Here is a 15,497-nt window from a genome sequence, read left to right on the forward strand (position 1 = left end):
CAGGGTGGGGGTGTATAACTCCCCGGGGTGCCGGGGCGGCCGGCCGCCCCGGGGCTCACCCCCCGGGGGGGGGGGGGGGCCCCCCGCCCCCCCCGCCACAGCGCCGACCTCCCAGCCGGGAACGACTGCGTATGATCGAACACCGAACACACATGACAGGACACGCGACAGAGACTGGCCACACATGACGACCACACAGCTACGCAAGGACGCTGCCCGCAACTGGGACCGGATCGTCGCCATCGCCCGCGTCCTGGTCGATCAGGGCGTCACGCTACAGCTCAACGATGTCGCCCGCCGTGCTGGACTCGGAGTCGGCACTGTCTACCGGCACTTCGCCACCCCCGAGGCGCTGCTGGAGACCGTGGCCACCCCCTGCCTGGAAGCCCTGGCCGCCCACGGCGAACAGGCGCTGGCCGACACGGATCCCTGGAGCGCACTCGAAAGCTTCTTGACGCGGACCCTCGACGCGCAGATCACCGACGCCTCCCTGGCCCTGGTCACCGCCGCACCGACCGACGCCCTCCCCCGCACCACGGAGCTCAGGCAGTCGCTGACAACGACCGGCACCGAACTCCTCAACCGGGCCCGCGAGGCCGCAGTGGTCCGCCCCGATCTGTCCGCTGCCGATCTCGTCCCGCTGATGTGCGGCATCGCCCACGCGGTCACCATCCACGGCGGCACTCCTGCCGAACGGATCAACACAGCACACCGGTACCTCGCCGCACTGCTCGGCGGTCTGCGAGCCATCCCGTCGAGCACATGACACGCCTCTTGCCACTGGCGTGATCCCCGCCGTACAGCTCCGCCTCCTGGTACCTGCACCGCCAGTTCGCCCGGCTCGGATCGAAAAGTCTCTCGGCGCGGCTCACCTGCATGAACCGGTATCCCTCGCTCGTGTCCACCGCCCGACGGGCCGGGGTTGTTCGTGGATGCCTCACATTGTGGCTGTTCACGTTGACCGCGTTGTGGACGTTCCCGACGTGGAAGTCGATCAGCCGGCACAGCAGGCAGCCCGGATTGTCTGCTGGGGACGACGGGGCTCGGGACACCGTGAGGGTGGTGCCGTTCGAAGCGTCGCAACTGTCGTCGCCGTTCTACGCGGCGGTGACGGTGTGTGTTCCGTCGGTCGTGAAACCGGTGGTCAGTGAGGAACGTCCGTTGGCGGAGACGGGTGCGGTCGCCAGGAGGTCCGGGCCGTCGAAGAGTTCGGGGATCTGAGCGGGGGAGACGGTGACGGCAGCCTGCACGCGGGAAGGCCCTTCGGATCTCGGGAGTCGGCGACCGCCAGTATGCGGAGGCGTGAGGGCGCGCGCAGCCGCATTTCGACCGGCACCGGGACCGGTCTCCGAGCCCCGGGGCGACGTGCGAACGCGCCCGCGAGGCGGCCCCACCGGAGACGTCAGGCCGATGACAACTGCTCTGCGATCTCCTTCACCCACGCAGCGCTCCTGGCAGGGTCGTCGAGGGACTCCACCCACTCGTCCGGGGTCAGCTTGTGGTGCACGGGGCCCGCTTTGAGAGCGATGAGGAGGGCCCGGGCCGAGTCCCGCATCGCGGGCGACGTCTGGCCGCTCCCCTCGATTCCCGCTCCCGCCGCGAGCCCGTAGATCTTGCGTGCCATGGCCTGGCGTTCACCGTTCTCGACTTTCTTCCAGAACTTCAAGGCTTCCTTCAGCGCATCGGGCCGGGACGCGGGTTCGGCCGAGCTTTCGTCCGCCCCCCAGCGTTCCGGACGGCGGGCCCCGTCGTAGCGCTTCATCCCGGCACGGCCCGCCTTGTACGCGGTGACGCCGAGGATGAGGCCGGCTGCCCCGGCGGCCAGGCCCCAGCCGACGGGATTGCTCGCCAGCCCGGCACCTCCCGCCGTGGCGGCGACCGCCGTCACGATGCCGCCGGCGGCCTTGGCCGACTCGCCCACGGCGGTGAACGCCTGCTTGCCCATTTTGTTGCGCTGCTTGCCCAGCGCGTACGTGTGCACGGTGTTCATCGTGTTCGCGTCTTCGGCGCTCCGGATGTCGGCGGCCGCGGCACGGGCGGCGCCCGTCGCCGCCCAGGCGGCATCAATGGCCTGGGAGACGCGCGCGATCCGGTCCTCGCCCTCGTGGTCCCAGTGGCCGTCCAGCGCGACGTATGCGTCATCGGCTGCCTGTTCGGCTTCCCGCCGGGCCTGGTCCAGCCGGGCCATGGCCTCCTCATCGGTGCGCTCGTGCCTTTCAAGCCCCTTCAGGGCGTGGTACTTGCGAGCGGTCAGACCGACCCGCGCCGCCGCGCGAGCGCCCTTCACCGCTCCGACCACGCTGGAGCCGATACCGCTGGCCTCGGATGCCGTCGCGGCGTGCGCCGCCATCTGCGCCTTGGTGAGTTCCTTGGCGATGCCGAGCGCGTAGTTCCCCGCTCCGGCGGCACCGATGACCGCATCGGCCTTCTTGGAGTTGGCCTTCTTGTCCGCCGTGTGGAAGGCGGACCCGGTCTCGTGCTTTGCGGCGTCCCTCCTGGCTTTGACCGCCTCCATCCCGCTGAGTAGGGCGCCGGCGGTCTCCGTGACGAGGTTCTCCGACGCGGCGGCGGTCCCCGATGCGCCGGTTGAGTGCTTGAGACCCTCGCTCGCCGTCGCAGACGCCTGCTGGGCGAAGCCTGCGTTGGCGGGAACGTGGACGCCCTTGACGAAGGTGTCGATGACTTCGAGGTTCTTCTTGACCTTGTCGAGAACTGCGGCGATCCGGTCGCGGTAACTCCTGGGGGCGGGGGGTGGGCCGGCGTTCTCCGGTTCTCTGCTCCTGGCGGTTTCCTCGGCACGCTGCACCGCGGCGACCGCGGCCCGATTGCCGAGGCCGGCCTGGATCGCGAGGAGCGGGTGGCCGGGGGAGGTGAGGGACGGGTCTCCGGTCCGTCCCCGCTCTCGGTGCTGCCGGGCCGGGGGCAGGACCGACTGCCGAGTCGGGGTGCGGTGGACCGGGGTGCTCATGACGTACCTCTCCTGTGCCGGGCCGGGCGACTGGAGAGTAGTCAGCCCGGGCCAACAGAAGGAGTACGGCGGGAAGATCTTCGGTGCGATCTGCGAAGGCCGTCCAGTCCCAGGGCCCGTTGAACTGCCAGGCCGGTCCGAATAGACGGCCGACGTCGGGGCCGGGGAGGGAGACATCCGCTGTGACCGCGCTCCGCCGAACTGGCGGTCGGTGAACGGCTGTCAGGCTTGGCGTGCATAGGACGCGAGGCGCTGGGAGAGCGCGTCGACGAGGGTGCGCAGTTCGTCGGGGCGCTCGATGACGAACGGCCGGTCGAGCGAGGCGAGGACCCCGGGCAGCCAGTCGAGCCGCTGCACCCGCAGCTCGACGCGTAGCCAGCGCTCGGCCGCCGGGGCCCCGCCTGCGGCAGGCTCGTCCTCCTCCAGGCGCGCGACGCTGGCAGGAAGGTGCGCGCGGATCTGCTCGGACGTCCCGTGGATGCGCAGGGTCACCTCGTGCCGGTACTCGGCCGTGGCGAACCCTGACAGCAGGCGCTGCGCCGGATCGGTCTCCACGGGCGCTTCGAACGAACCGGGCAGGACCCGCGCGGTTTCCATGCGATCGAGCCGGAAGGTCCGGTCCTCGCCGGCCCGGGCGTCCCTTCCGGTCACGTACCACCGGCCCGCATGGGCGACGATCGCGTACGCGTGCAGCGTGCGTTCGCTGTGCCGTCCGTCGCGATCGGTGTAGTCGACCGAGACCGGTCGGCTGTGGCGCACCGCATCGGCGATGGTGAGCAGGACCTCGGCATCCGGGGGGTCCGGTTCGCGGGGCTCGTCGGTGAGGGCGACAGCTGCCAGGAGTGCGTCGAGCCGGCCGGCGATGTGCTGGGGCAGTACCCTCCGGATCTTCGCCGACGCGGTCTCGCTTGCCGTGCGCTCCGCCGTCGTCAGTCCTGCCCTGCGGCCGGCGGCCAGGCCGAGCAGCACGGCCAGTGCCTCGTCGTTGCTGAGCATGAGCGGAGGCAAGCGGTACCCGGGAGCCAGCCGGTAGCCGCCGTAGCGGCCACGCACCGACTCCACCGGCACGTCCAGATCGATCAGCCGGCTCACATACCGCCGCACGGTGCGCCCTTCGACACCGAGACGGTCGGCGAGCTCGGCCACCGTCCGGGTGCCGCCCGACTGCAGCAGTTCCAGGAGTGCCAGCACGCGGCCGGTGGGTCCAGGCATCCGTGCAGTTTAACGCGATCATTCGAATAGAGGACCGATTCCGTCCACTATCTTTCCTAGCCTGTGGCGTATCCGCTTTCGGCACAGCCAAGGAGATTCCCATGCATTTCGTCTCGATCCGCATCATCACCGGCGACGTCGCACGCCTCGTCGAGTTCTACGAGCGAGCCACAGGGGTGCGGGCGACGTGGGCCACCGAGGACTTCGCCGAACTCCGGACCGCGGGCGCGACCCTCGCGATCGCCGGCACCCGCACGGTCCCGCTGTTCGCCCCGGACTCGGCCCGGCCGGCGGACAACCGCAGCGTGATCACCGAGTTCCTCGTCGACGACGTGGACCAGGTGCACCAGAACCTCGCCGGCTTCGTCACCGACTTCGTCAACCAGCCCACCACGATGCCGTGGGGCAACCGGTCGCTGCTCTTCCGCGACCCCGACGGCAACCTCGTCAACTTCTTCACCCCCGTCACCGCGGAGGCCGTCGAAAAGTACGCCGGCCCTGCTGCTTCGGATGTCAGGACTGTGCGTTGATGGGCGCGCCCTGCCGCGGATTCCCGGTGTCCGGGGCGATGTTCTGCCAGCCGTGTTCGAGAAGGTCGAAGGCGGCGTTGAGGGCTGCGGCGCTGTCGGGCTGATCGCGGGCGATGCGCGGTGCTTCGAGGGCGAAGCGGGCGAGGGCGGTGCTGGCAGGGTCGTCGGAGGAAAGACCGCTCTCCTCGGAGATGACCTGGGCCAGGGGAGCGGTGTTCTCCAACCAGGTGTTGTGCTGGTGGTCCAGCAGCACAGGGGTGCCGGTGACCAGGCTGAGGAAGGCGTTGACGTCGGGATCCGTGCCGGGGAGGAGCAGCCGGTGGCGCAGAGCGTGTTCGCGCAGAGCGGCTGGTAGGGACTGCCCATCCGGACGGTTGCGTACGGCGTGCAACTGGTGGGCCTTCATCTCGTCCTGCTGGTCGAAGACGAGTGCTTCCTTGCTCGGGAAGTGCTTGAACAGCGTGGTGGTGGACACGTCGGCGGCGTCGGCGATCTCGCGGATCCCGACGTCGTCGTAGCCGCGCTCCAGGAACAGGCGCAGGGCCGCATCGGCGATGGCCTGGCGGGTGGCGGCCTTCTTGCGTTCGCGACGGCCCATGGGAGTGCGCGCGGCGCTGGTGGCATCGGGCATGCCGTCAATTTACCTCACTTGTGGCACCGCTCAAAAAGTGCAACCGTTGCACTTGTTGATCCGGTGTGTTTTTCTGGTGCGGCGGGTCCGTGGATCGACCCGCCCCTGCCTCGATCACGCCTTGTCGCTGTCCCACTCGTGCCGGTCCACAGGAACGGAGCATCACCATGTCCACTCCCTCACCCGCCCCCCGCATCGCGATCGTGGGAGCGGGCCCCGGCGGCCTCACCTGCGCCCGCGTCCTTCAGCGCAACGGGGTGGACGTCGCTGTCTACGACCTGGCCTCCGGCCCCGACGACGGCAATCAGGGCGGCACGCTGGACCTGCACGAGGAGGACGGTCAGGCCGCGCTGAAGGAGGCCGGCCTGCTGGAGGAGTTCACCCGCCTCGCCCGTCCCGAAGGCCAGGAGATGCGGCAGTTCGATGCCGCCGACGGAACCCTCCGCTTCCACCACCAGCCCGCCGGTGACCAGTTCGCCGCCCCGGAGATCGACCGCGGCCAGCTGCGTGACCTCCTGCTGAACTTTCTCATCCCCGGCACCGTCCACTGGGGCCGCACGCTCAAGAGCGTCGAAGGGCCCGACGAGGGCCCGCGCCGGCTGCACTTCGCCGACGGCAGCGTCGTCCGGGCCGACCTCGTCATCGGCGCCGACGGCGCCTGGTCCAGAGTCCGACGTGTGCTCTCACCTGCCATACCCGAGCACATCGGCATCAACTTCCTCGAAGCCTGGTTCCATGACGTCGAGACCGCACACCCCTCCGTCGCCGATCTCGTCGGGCAGGGCAGCGCCATGGCAGCCGACGGTGAACGCTGCCTGTTCGCCCAGCGCAACAGCGGCGGTCACGTACGCGTCTACATCATCCAGCCCGGCCCCGCCGACTGGCTCACCCGAGCGGGACTGACCAGCCAGGACACCGAACAGATTCGCACCCTGCTCCTGGACCGCTACCGGGGCTGGGCACCCGGCCTGCGCCGACTCATCACCGACAACGACGGCCCCTACATCCACCGCCCCCTCTACGCCCTGCCGGTCCCGCACACCTGGCAGACCAACCCCAGCGTCACCCTGCTCGGTGACGCCGCGCATCTCATGCCCCCGCTCGGCGTCGGCGTCAACCTCGCCATGCTCGACGCCGCCGAACTCGCCATCGCCATCACCAGTCACGACGCCATCGCCGACGCCATCCGCGCGTACGAGAAGACCATGGTGCCCCGTTCCCGCGACAAGCAGACAGCGCTGGACGGCGCCGCCGCCGGACTGCTCTCGAACGAACCCTTCGACCCCGACCAGGGCGACGCCGGCTGAGGGCGTACCCCTCATGGCCGCAGGGCGCCACGAGGGTGCGGTCCAGATGGCCGAGACCGAGAGCGCCGACGGCGTCCACGGGCCTGCCAGGACGATGGCCGCAGCGATCACCACCTCCCGGACCGCTGAGATCAACACAGAGGGAAGTGCTGCTCGGCCATCCGGTGGACGGCGAGGCGCGTCGGACCAGGGAGCCTTCGGCGGCTCGGGCCAGCCTGCAGGGCCAGAGGTGGTCGGCCGCGCACTATGGGGGACGACGGTGACGCCGCGGGCGGAGGGTGGGCGGGATGGACGCATGGCAGCCGCTGCTGGTCCTGCTCGGCGTGGTCGGTGCCGGCGTGGCAGCCCTGTACGGCCTGGGCCTGTACCTGGCCGCCGTGCGAACTCCCCTGGAAACCGGCGCGTTCTCCGGGGGCTTGGGGCCGGGCCGGCACGCTGTGTCACGGTTCCACGTGCGCTGGTACCCGGTGACCATGATCTTTCTGGCCTTCGACATGGAGATGCTCTTCATGTACCCGTGGGTGAAGGTCGTCTCCAGGGTGGGCACCACGGCCGTCGTGGAGATGTTCCTCTTCCTCGGCGTGCTGTTCGCCGCAGTGGCCTACGCCTGGCGCGAGGGGGCTCTGCGGTGGGCGTGAGAGGACTGCTGCGGCGTACGGCGATGAACCGCCCGGCAGTGCTGATGGTCACGGTGCCCGGAGCGACAGCCCTGCGGCTGGAGGCGGAGGCGGAGCTGCGCCGCCGTGGATGGCCCGTCGTGGCCGTTCCGGCGGCCGCGGACCTCCTTCTCGTCTGTGGCGTTCCCGTCCTCACGGCATCGGAATGGGTGGACGGCATCGAGCAGTCGGTGCCGGAACCTGCCGTCCGCATCGCGGTGGACCGAAGCGGCCAGGTCGCACACGTACTCGACGTGGCGCGCCGGGAACTGACCCGCGAAGCGGTGAACTCGCGCGGCGCGAGGGCGGCGGACCGTCCTGCCCACCACCGCGAGGCAACGAATCGGCCAGATGCCCCGCGCAACGGACGCGCGGGGCGCGAGCCCGCAACGCACCACGGTCACGGGGGCCGTGGGGGCCACACGGGTCACGCCATGGGGGAGGTGGCCGGCCTGCCGATGGCCGAGCGGGCCGATGACCGGGACGCACTGAAGCTCGACCAGTTGCACGTGCCGTTCGGTCCCGGGCTGAGCGACTGGCCCGTGGGGCTGATCCTCCGTCTCACGCTCCAAGGAGACGTCGTGCAGGGCGTCGAGGTGGACCACCTCCCCGTACCGTCCGGCCATCGGCCGCCCTTCTGGGACGAGCCGTGGTTGCGGGCCGTCCGGGGCGAGCACGTCACCAGGGGCAGCGCGGCGCGCCGGCGCTGTGCGGCCCATCTGGACAGCGCGGGACGGCTCCTCGCAGTCGCAGGCTGGGACGATGCCGCCGCGCGGTGCCGTCTGCTCAGGGACGATGTGCTGTCGGGGGCATCGCGTGAGGCGATCGGCGGTGTGCTCGGTGGAACGGTGCGCAGAATCGGGCGGTCCCGGGCCCTGCGCTGGTCGATCGCCGGACTCGGGGGGCTGACGGCCGGTGAAGCCCAAGCGGCCGGAGTGTCCGGGCCGGCGCTGGCCGCGGACGGAGACGCCCACGACCGGTTGCTGACGTGGCTGAAGGAAACGGAGCGCGGTCTCGACTCCCTCGATGACACGCGGCCGTTGACGTGTGCCGATCGGAACGGACCGCGCGGCCTGCTGGACACGCCGACGCCGCCGTCGCGGGCGTTGCTCGACATTCTTCCCGGCCTGCTGACCGGCGCCGAGTACGCCTGCGCGCGGATCATCCTGGCCAGTCTGGACCCGGACGTCGATGAACTCGCCTCTGCACCCGTGGCCGGAGCGTTCCATGCCTGATGCCGCACCCTGGTGGGCGGCCGTCGTCCTCCCCCTGGCGCTGTCAGCGGCGGCCGTCGTCACGGCGGGGTTCTCCGCGGTGCTTTCGGGGGAGGCCGAGCGCGGCCGGGCCGGGAGTGTCCGGGAGGCCGGGGTACGGGCGCTGTCACCGTTGCGTGAAGCCCTGCGGCTGCTCGTCCAGCAGCCGCGCCGTACGACGGCCGCCGACCGGCTGCTGGGCCGGCTGGGCGTGGTACTGGTGCCCGTGGCGGCGGTGCTGGCGGGCGGCGTACTGCCGTGGGGCTTTCGCGCGGTGAGCGATCCGCCGGTCGGCGTCGTGTGGTTCAACGCTATGGAGGCGCTGGCCTGGGCAGCGGTGTGGCTGGCCGGCTGGGGGCCGAACTCGGCTCTGTCGCTGATGGGCGGCTACCGGTTCCTGGCGCAGGGTCTGGCCTACGAACTGCCGCACATGTTCGCGCTCACCACCGCCGCCCTCGGGGCCGAGTCCCTGCGCGTCGGAGACGTGGTCGCCGCCCAGGACGGTGTGTGGTTCGTGGTCTGGATGCCGGTCGCGTTCGCCGCCTACCTGCTGAGTGCGCTCGCGATGTCCTTCTGGGGGCCGTTCTCCCACCCGCTGTCCCGGGACGCTGCCGGTGGCGCGTCGGCCGAACTCGCGGGCGTGGACCGGTTGGTGTTCCTCGGCGGCCGGTGGCTGCTGCTCGTGGTGACCGCCGGTTTCAGCGTGCCGCTGTTTCTCGGAGGAGGCCATGGTCCGTTGCTGCCGGGCTGGGCGTGGACGCTCCTCAAGACCGCGGCCGTCGTGGCTCTGCTGGTGGCCGGGCGCCGGGCGCTGCCCGTACTGCGGATGGAGCGGTACATGGAAGTGGCCTGGATAGTGCTGGTGCCGTTGACGCTGCTGCAGGCGCTGTTCGTCGCCGTCGTCGTACTGAACCGATGAAAGGCAAGGTGCGTTGCCGATGCTCGACGACGTGATCTTCTGGGTGCTGGCCCTTCCGGCGGTGGCCGGTGGAGCCATGGTGTTCCGGTTCGACTCCATGGCCCGGGCGACGTACGCGCTGCTGGCGTCGCTGCTGTGCGTCGGAGGCGAGGTGCTGGTGCTCGGGCTGGACTACCTCGGGGTCGTGATCGTGCTGATGATGACCATCGAGATGGCCATCATGGCCGTGTTCATGCTCATGTACATGATGAATCCGGCCGGGCTGATGCCGATGAGCATGGTGCACAACAAGAAGGGCGCGACCGTGATCTGCGCGGCGCTCTTCGCTGTCCTGGCCGCGGGCGTGTTCCTCGCTCCGTGGCCGTCCCGGCGCGGTCGGCCGTCGGCCGATCCGACCGTGGACCTCGGTATGTCGCTGATGGGTCCGCAGATGCTCACGATGATGACCCTGGGGCTGGCGCTGTTCGCGACCATGGTCGCCACCGTCGTCCTGGCCACCCGCCGGGGCCGGTACGACCGGTTCGGGCACGACCTGAGGTCCCCTACCGCTGACGACCCGGTACGGGGAGGGGTGGGCCGATGAGTCTGGAGCTCTTCCTGCTGCTGGCCGCGGCCCTGTTCAGCATCGGCCTCTTCGGGGCGCTCACCCAGCAGTCGGTTGTGATGCTCATGATGGGGTTCGAACTGATGCTGGGCGGCGTCATCGTCGGCGCGGCGGCTGCCTGGCACTACATCGCCCCGGCCGCCGCCGACGGGCAGGTGCTCGTGGTCCTGGCGGTCACGGTCATGGCCGTGGAGATGTCCATCGGGTTCGCTGTGGTCACCGCGCTCTTCCGAGCCCGAGACATCGACATGACCGACATGGCGGCGGAGCTGAAGGAATGAGCGCGCTGCTGTGGGTGCTCATCGCCCTGCCGCTGACCGTGGGGACACTGCTCGCGGTCGCCGGCCGGCCGGTGGACCGCTGCGCTCCCGCCGTCGCGGTCGGCACGGCCACCGCCGGGCTCGGCCTCGCCGTCGCGGTTGCGTTCGAGCACCCGCGAGTCGAAGCGCCACTGCTGGAAGGGCTTCCCGCCGGCCTCGCGGTGGACGGACTGTCGGGCCTCATGGCCGTGACTGTCACCGCGGTGACCACGGCCGTCCTCGTGTTCAGCGTCGCGGACATCGGTCCGGGAGAGGCACGCGCCCGATTCTTCGGGCTGATGCTGTTGTTCGGCGGCGCGATGCTGGCGACGGTGACCGCGACCACCTTGCCGGTCCTGCTGATGGCGTGGGAGGTGATGGGCGCCACCTCCTGGGCGCTGATCGGCTATGGGTGGCGCGACAGCGCACGCGGTGACGCTGCCGCCACCGCCTTCCTCACCACCCGCGCCGCCGACCTCGGCCTCTACCTCGCCGCCGGGGCAGCGCTGGCCAGCGGTCAGGCCGGCTCCCTCGCCCTCGACGACCTCGCGGCCACGACCGGTGCGTGGTCCGACCTCGTCACCGCGGGTGTCATCACGGCTGCGTTCGGCAAGTCCGCCCAGCTGCCGTTCAGTTTCTGGCTGTCCGGGGCCATGCAGGGACCCAGTCCCGTCTCCGCCCTGCTCCACTCGGCGACCATGGTCGCGGCCGGGGCGTATCTGCTGCTTCGGCTGGAGCCGCTCCTCATGCGGTCCGGCTGGGGCGGCCACGCGGTGGCGTGGACGGGTGCCGTGACGGCGGTCGTGCTCGGCCTGGTCGCCGTGGCCCAGAGCGACCTCAAGCAGCTCCTCGCCGCCTCGACCTGCGCCCAGATCGGCTTCATGGTGCTGGCTGCCGGCGTCGGCGCGGTGACCGGTGGCACCCTGCAACTCATCGCCCATGCCGCCGCGAAGAGCCTGGCCTTTCTCGTCGCGGGCCTCTGGCTGACGGTCCTCGGCACCAAAGACCTCCCCGCTCTGTGTGGCGCGGCGCGGCGATACCGAACCGCCGGTGTCACCTTCGGCGTCGCCGCCCTGGCGCTGGCCGGCGTCCCGCCCCTGGCCCTGTGGCCGGCCAAAGACGTACTCCTCGCCGGTGTCCTCGAGAGCAGTACGGCTCTGTACGCCGTCGGGCTGGCCGGCGCTGCGATCTCCGCCGTCTACAGCGTCAAGGCCCTGTGGTTCGTCTGGCAGCCCCGGCCCGCGCCTGCGGCGGACGCCCGCGAGCCGCAGCCGCAGCCGTACGCGTCCCGGCTGCCGCTCGTGATCCTGGCCGTCGCCTGTGCCGCCCTGACCGTCACCTCCTTCCCGCCTGCACGGGACGCGGTGGGGCGGGTGCTCGGCGCCGAGGCGCAACCGGTGCCGCACGTCTGGGAGTTCGCCCTCACCGCCGCGCTGGCGGTCGCCGTCTCCACCGGGGTCTGGATCCGAGGTCCACGGCCTTTCGCCCCACCGGGCCGGATCACCGCCGCGATGTCGCAGTGGCTCGGCCTGGAATCCGCCGCGCGCACGCTCCTCGTAGCCCCCGTGCTGCGCCTGGCCGACGCACTCGCCGTCTTCGACGACCGGGTGCTCAATCGTGCCGTTGACGCCTCCGCCCGCGGATCGGTCCGGCTGGCCAAGTGGACCAACGCACACGTGGAACGGTTCGTCGACGGTGCCGCGGAGGGCGTGGCCGAAGGTGCCAGGGCGCTCGGCCACTGGGCGCGCCGACCGCAGACCGGGCAGCTGCACCAGTACCTCGCTCAGGCGGTCGCCGCCTTCACCGTCCTCGCCGTCGTGCTCGTCCTCGTGAGGTGACCGTCGTGCTCACGGCCATCGTTCTGCTCCCGGCCGTCATGGCGGCCGCCCTGCTGTGCGTGCCGAGCAGGGCGCCCCAACGCCTCTTCCTGACGGCCTGGGCGGCCACCACCGCCGCCGAACTGGCCCTGACGGTGACCGTCTGGACGGGCTACGAGCCCGGAGCGGGCATGCGGTACGAGACGCGGGCACGCTGGATCCCCAGCGCCGGCATCAGCTACCACATCGGAGTCGACGGCCTGTCCCTGCCGATGGTGGCCGTCACCTGTGTGCTGTTCCTGGCGTGCGCCCTGTACTCCTGGCGCTCGACCCGGCGGGTTCGGGAGTTCGCGGCCCTGTTCCTCTTCCTGCAAACCACCTGCCTGGGTCTTTTCGTCGCCCTCGACCTGATCCTGTTCTTCGTGTTCTTCGACCTGTCCATCGTCGCGATGTACTTCGTCATCGCCGGCTGGGGACACAAGGACGCCGCCCGCGCCGCCCTGAAATTCTTCCTCTACACCTTCCTCGGCTCCCTCGCCCTGCTGCTCGGTTTCATCGGCCTGTACCTGGCAGCCGACCCCCACACCTTCGACATCATGGAACTGACCACCGCCGACCCGCTGGCCGGCCGTGCCACGTACGGCGCCCTCGTCCTCCTCGCCATCGGCGTCGGACTGGCGGTCAAGACCCCTGCGGTGCCCTTCCACACCTGGCTGCCGCCCGCGCACACCGATGCCCCGGCCACCGGATCGGCGATCCTCGCCGGGGTGCTGCTGAAGATGGGCACGTACGGTTTCCTGCGCATCGCCATGCCCATCCTGCCTGGCGCCTGGCGCGAGTACGCCGCCGTCTTCGTCACCATCGGTGTGGTCTCCGTGCTGTACGGCGCGCTGGTCGCCCTGGCGCAGAGCGACTTCAAACGGATGGTGGCGTACACCTCCGTCAACCACATGGGATACATCGTCCTGGCGATCGGCGCGGCCGGTGCCGTCGGCACCGGCCAGGAGGAGGCCCGCCACCTGGCCGTCACCGGAGCGGTCTTCCAGATGGTCAGCCACGGGCTTCTGACCGGGGCGCTGTTCCTGCTGTCCGGCGTGCTGTACGAGCGCGGCCGTACGTATGAGATGTCCGCCTACTCCGGGGTCGCGGGGCGGGCGCCGGTCTTCGCCGCGCTGACCGGTGTCGCCGCCTTCGCCTCCCTCGGGCTGCCCGGCTTCTCCGGCTTCATCGCCGAGTTCCAGGTGCTCACCGGCAGCCTCGGCCCGCAGCCGGTGGCCACCGGACTGGCGGTGCTCGGCATCCTGCTCACCGCGGGTCTGTTCCTGCGCGCCCTGCAACAGATCTTCCTCGGGCCGCTGCGGTTGCCGCTCGCCGCGCCGGGCGCCGCCCGGCCGTTCCCCGACATCCGCCTCCATGAGGGGCTCGCGGTCGTTCCGCTGCTCATCCTGGCCCTCCTTCTCGGCCTTGCTCCCCGATTCGTCCTGGACGTCATCGAACCCGCCTCGCGTACCGTGCTGGAGCTGCTCGCGCGATGACCGGGATGAACGAGAACCCCCTCGACCTCCTGCCCGAGGTGCTCCTCGCCGGCTCCGCCGTGCTCGGTCTGCTGCTCGGTGCTTGGCTGCCGCGCCACCGCCAGTGGCTGACCGGAGTCCTGGCGAGCTCGGCCTGCGCCGGAGGGACCGTGGCCGCCGCCCTCGCCGCCGGCAACCCCGTGAAGACGGCCTTCGGCCAGTCCTTCGCGCTCGACACCCTTACGGCGACCAGCACGATCGTCATCCTCGGGGCCACCCTGCTGGTCCTCGCGCTCGCCATGCCACGCCTGCACGGCGACCCGCGCGAGACCGAGTTCTACGTCCTGCTCCAGCTCGCAGCCGCCGGCGCCCTGATGCTGGCGGGAGCCCAGGATCTGCTCCTGCTCGCCTCCGGCTATGTGCTGGCCAGCGTGCCGGCCTACGCGCTCGCCGGTTTCCGCAAGGACGGCCCGGGCACCGAGGCCGCCCTGAAGTTCTACGTCGTGGGCGCACTCTTCGGCGTACTCATGCTCACCGGCATCACCATCCTGCTGGCCGCCGGGCGCACCACGTCGTACGTCACGCTGCGCACCGAACTCGCCCAGGCGCCGTCCGGACCGGTGGCGGCCGGCACGCTCGCCCTGCTCGCCGGAGTCCTCTTCAAAGCCGGGGGCGTGCCCGGCCACTTCTGGGTTCCGGACACGATCCAGGGCAGCTCGGCGCCGGTCGCCGCGTTCCTCACCACTATTCCGAAGACCGGCGCCCTGGCGGCGTTCTACCGGCTCGCCGCCGTGCCCCTCAGGGACGCCGGCCTGCCCTGGGCCGACCTGGTGGCGGTGCTCTCCATGGCATCGATGACTCTGGGCAACCTGGCGGCCTTCTTCCAGCAGGACGTCAAACGGCTCCTCGCCTACTCCACCATCAGCCAGGTCGGCTATCTCATGCTCCCGGTGGCCGTCGCCGGACGCACCGGCCTCGACCAGCAGGCACTGCTGTACTACCTGGCCGGGTTCGCACTGACCAATCTCGGGGCCTTCGCCGTCGTCTGCGCACTCGGCCAGGCCCGCACCATCGACGACTACCGGGGCTCGGCCCGGGCGCATCCGGCCCTGCTGGCCTGCCTCGTCGTCTGCCTGCTGGGCCTGGTGGGCACGCCCCCCACCGCCGTCTTCCTCGGCAAACTGGAAGTGTTCACCGCGGCCATCGACGGAGGCTACGCATGGCTCGCCGTCGTCGCCGCGGTCAACACGGTGGCGTCCCTCTTCTATTACCTGCGCTGGATCGCCCCCGCGTTCCTGGCACGCGAGCCTGCCGGCGTCTCGCAGACAACATCAAGGACCGCCGCCGCGATCGCCTACGGAGCGGCCACGGGTTCCGTCCTGCTCGGCCTGCTGGGCGGCACCTTCCTGGACGCGCTGTCCGGTCCGCTCGCCCGCTGACCAGGCGTCTGAGCCGTGGGCCCCAGACGAAATGCGGCCGGCAAACGGACCCGGCCGAGGGACACGCACCGGAGTGAGCCTCGCCTCATCGGCGTCGAACCCCTCACAGTCCCCACGAGCGACAACCGTCTCACCGGCAGGCTTGGCGTCTCGGACGCGGCGGCGACGGAGCGGTCTGACGCCGGCCCGGATGCCCCTGGCGTGTGCGTGTAGCAGCCCGCAGCCTGGTCACCCGATCGGGAAGGAATGGCGGGGGTCGCGGGAAGCCCTGCGAGGGGGGCGCACAGACGTTCATCCTGCGTTCTGTCCTTTGTCGCCCGGCTGTGCTCACTCCTGGCGAGTGGATCT

15 protein-coding genes are annotated in these 15,497 nt (G+C 70.8%); 11 read left to right on the forward strand and 4 right to left on the reverse strand.

From position 1 onward, the window contains the following. Window positions 1–184: 184 nt before the first annotated feature. Entirely contained in the window at window positions 185–766 is a 582-nt protein-coding gene (locus tag ACLQ2N_RS21780) for a TetR/AcrR family transcriptional regulator (RefSeq protein ID WP_425815500.1), read from the forward strand. 331 nt (window positions 767–1,097) lie between these two features. Here the strand turns inward: ACLQ2N_RS21780 and ACLQ2N_RS21785 are convergent, their stop codons facing one another. The 3 genes from ACLQ2N_RS21785 to ACLQ2N_RS21795 all read right to left on the reverse strand — a co-directional run bounded on the left by ACLQ2N_RS21785 (window position 1,098) and on the right by ACLQ2N_RS21795 (window position 4,180). Beyond that, complete coding sequence (locus tag ACLQ2N_RS21785; protein ID WP_425815502.1) at window positions 1,098–1,250, reverse strand: hypothetical protein; 153 nt, start codon at window positions 1,248–1,250, stop codon at window positions 1,098–1,100. Window positions 1,251–1,402: 152 nt separating this feature from the next. Then, window positions 1,403–2,968, reverse strand: a complete 1,566-nt coding sequence (locus ACLQ2N_RS21790; protein ID WP_425815504.1) for a hypothetical protein — start codon at window positions 2,966–2,968, stop codon at window positions 1,403–1,405. A 222-nt stretch (window positions 2,969–3,190) separates the two neighbouring features. Continuing rightward, on the reverse strand, window positions 3,191–4,180 hold the full coding sequence (locus ACLQ2N_RS21795) for a helix-turn-helix transcriptional regulator (protein ID WP_425815506.1): 990 nt from the start codon (window positions 4,178–4,180) through the stop codon (window positions 3,191–3,193). A gap of 101 nt (window positions 4,181–4,281) precedes the next feature. On the opposite strand from ACLQ2N_RS21795, the gene ACLQ2N_RS21800 reads away from it, so the two are divergent. Beyond that, window positions 4,282–4,710: a VOC family protein gene (locus ACLQ2N_RS21800; protein WP_425815508.1), complete on the forward strand. Its 429-nt coding sequence runs from the start codon at window positions 4,282–4,284 to the stop codon at window positions 4,708–4,710. Here ACLQ2N_RS21800 and ACLQ2N_RS21805 read toward each other — a convergent pair. Further along, window positions 4,694–5,341, reverse strand: a complete 648-nt coding sequence (locus tag ACLQ2N_RS21805; protein ID WP_425815510.1) for a TetR/AcrR family transcriptional regulator — start codon at window positions 5,339–5,341, stop codon at window positions 4,694–4,696. The genes ACLQ2N_RS21800 and ACLQ2N_RS21805 overlap by 17 nt on opposite strands. A 167-nt stretch (window positions 5,342–5,508) precedes the next feature. On the opposite strand from ACLQ2N_RS21805, the gene ACLQ2N_RS21810 reads away from it, so the two are divergent. The 9 genes from ACLQ2N_RS21810 to ACLQ2N_RS21850 all read left to right on the forward strand — a co-directional run bounded on the left by ACLQ2N_RS21810 (window position 5,509) and on the right by ACLQ2N_RS21850 (window position 15,149). Continuing rightward, complete coding sequence (locus ACLQ2N_RS21810) at window positions 5,509–6,648, forward strand: FAD-dependent oxidoreductase (protein WP_425815512.1); 1,140 nt, start codon at window positions 5,509–5,511, stop codon at window positions 6,646–6,648. Window positions 6,649–6,935: 287 nt separating this feature from the next. After that, on the forward strand, window positions 6,936–7,286 hold the full coding sequence (locus ACLQ2N_RS21815) for an NADH-quinone oxidoreductase subunit A (protein ID WP_425815514.1): 351 nt from the start codon (window positions 6,936–6,938) through the stop codon (window positions 7,284–7,286). Beyond that, on the forward strand, window positions 7,277–8,539 hold the full coding sequence (locus ACLQ2N_RS21820; protein WP_425815516.1) for a hypothetical protein: 1,263 nt from the start codon (window positions 7,277–7,279) through the stop codon (window positions 8,537–8,539). Before ACLQ2N_RS21815 ends, ACLQ2N_RS21820 begins: the two co-directional genes overlap by 10 nt. Then, on the forward strand, window positions 8,532–9,476 hold the full coding sequence (locus tag ACLQ2N_RS21825; protein WP_425815518.1) for an NADH-quinone oxidoreductase subunit H: 945 nt from the start codon (window positions 8,532–8,534) through the stop codon (window positions 9,474–9,476). Before ACLQ2N_RS21820 ends, ACLQ2N_RS21825 begins: the two co-directional genes overlap by 8 nt. Window positions 9,477–9,495: 19 nt before the next feature. Next, entirely contained in the window at window positions 9,496–10,059 is a 564-nt protein-coding gene (locus ACLQ2N_RS21830; protein ID WP_425815520.1) for an NADH-quinone oxidoreductase subunit J family protein, read from the forward strand. Then, window positions 10,056–10,361 (forward strand): NADH-quinone oxidoreductase subunit NuoK, encoded by a 306-nt coding sequence (gene nuoK / locus ACLQ2N_RS21835; protein WP_425815522.1) that lies wholly within the window; start codon window positions 10,056–10,058, stop codon window positions 10,359–10,361. The genes ACLQ2N_RS21830 and nuoK overlap by 4 nt, the downstream gene beginning before the upstream one ends. After that, window positions 10,358–12,217 carry an NADH-quinone oxidoreductase subunit L gene (locus ACLQ2N_RS21840; RefSeq protein WP_425815524.1) on the forward strand — a complete coding sequence of 620 codons (1,860 nt, stop codon included), beginning with the start codon at window positions 10,358–10,360 and terminating at the stop codon, window positions 12,215–12,217. Before nuoK ends, ACLQ2N_RS21840 begins: the two co-directional genes overlap by 4 nt. Window positions 12,218–12,222: 5 nt before the next feature. Then, window positions 12,223–13,731: a complex I subunit 4 family protein gene (locus ACLQ2N_RS21845; RefSeq protein ID WP_425815526.1), complete on the forward strand. Its 1,509-nt coding sequence runs from the start codon at window positions 12,223–12,225 to the stop codon at window positions 13,729–13,731. Then, window positions 13,728–15,149 carry an NADH-quinone oxidoreductase subunit N gene (locus tag ACLQ2N_RS21850; RefSeq protein ID WP_425815528.1) on the forward strand — a complete coding sequence of 474 codons (1,422 nt, stop codon included), beginning with the start codon at window positions 13,728–13,730 and terminating at the stop codon, window positions 15,147–15,149. Before ACLQ2N_RS21845 ends, ACLQ2N_RS21850 begins: the two co-directional genes overlap by 4 nt. The last annotated feature ends 348 nt before the right edge of the window (window positions 15,150–15,497 follow it).

This window comes from Streptomyces sp. DT224 (genome assembly GCF_049844595.1).
GTDB lineage: Bacteria > Actinomycetota > Actinomycetes > Streptomycetales > Streptomycetaceae > Streptomyces.

Coding starts and splice junctions, on each gene's coding strand:
- ACLQ2N_RS21810 (WP_425815512.1), top strand. CDS start 5,509: ATGTCCACTCCCTCACCCGCCCCCCGCATCGCGATCGTGGGAGCGGGC.
- ACLQ2N_RS21800 (WP_425815508.1), top strand. CDS start 4,282: ATGCATTTCGTCTCGATCCGCATCATCACCGGCGACGTCGCACGCCTC.
- ACLQ2N_RS21795 (WP_425815506.1), bottom strand. CDS start 4,180: ATGCCTGGACCCACCGGCCGCGTGCTGGCACTCCTGGAACTGCTGCAG.
- ACLQ2N_RS21790 (WP_425815504.1), bottom strand. CDS start 2,968: ATGAGCACCCCGGTCCACCGCACCCCGACTCGGCAGTCGGTCCTGCCC.
- ACLQ2N_RS21830 (WP_425815520.1), top strand. CDS start 9,496: ATGCTCGACGACGTGATCTTCTGGGTGCTGGCCCTTCCGGCGGTGGCC.
- ACLQ2N_RS21815 (WP_425815514.1), top strand. CDS start 6,936: ATGGACGCATGGCAGCCGCTGCTGGTCCTGCTCGGCGTGGTCGGTGCC.
- ACLQ2N_RS21780 (WP_425815500.1), top strand. CDS start 185: ATGACGACCACACAGCTACGCAAGGACGCTGCCCGCAACTGGGACCGG.
- nuoK (WP_425815522.1), top strand. CDS start 10,056: ATGAGTCTGGAGCTCTTCCTGCTGCTGGCCGCGGCCCTGTTCAGCATC.
- ACLQ2N_RS21825 (WP_425815518.1), top strand. CDS start 8,532: ATGCCTGATGCCGCACCCTGGTGGGCGGCCGTCGTCCTCCCCCTGGCG.
- ACLQ2N_RS21805 (WP_425815510.1), bottom strand. CDS start 5,341: ATGCCCGATGCCACCAGCGCCGCGCGCACTCCCATGGGCCGTCGCGAA.
- ACLQ2N_RS21850 (WP_425815528.1), top strand. CDS start 13,728: ATGACCGGGATGAACGAGAACCCCCTCGACCTCCTGCCCGAGGTGCTC.
- ACLQ2N_RS21840 (WP_425815524.1), top strand. CDS start 10,358: ATGAGCGCGCTGCTGTGGGTGCTCATCGCCCTGCCGCTGACCGTGGGG.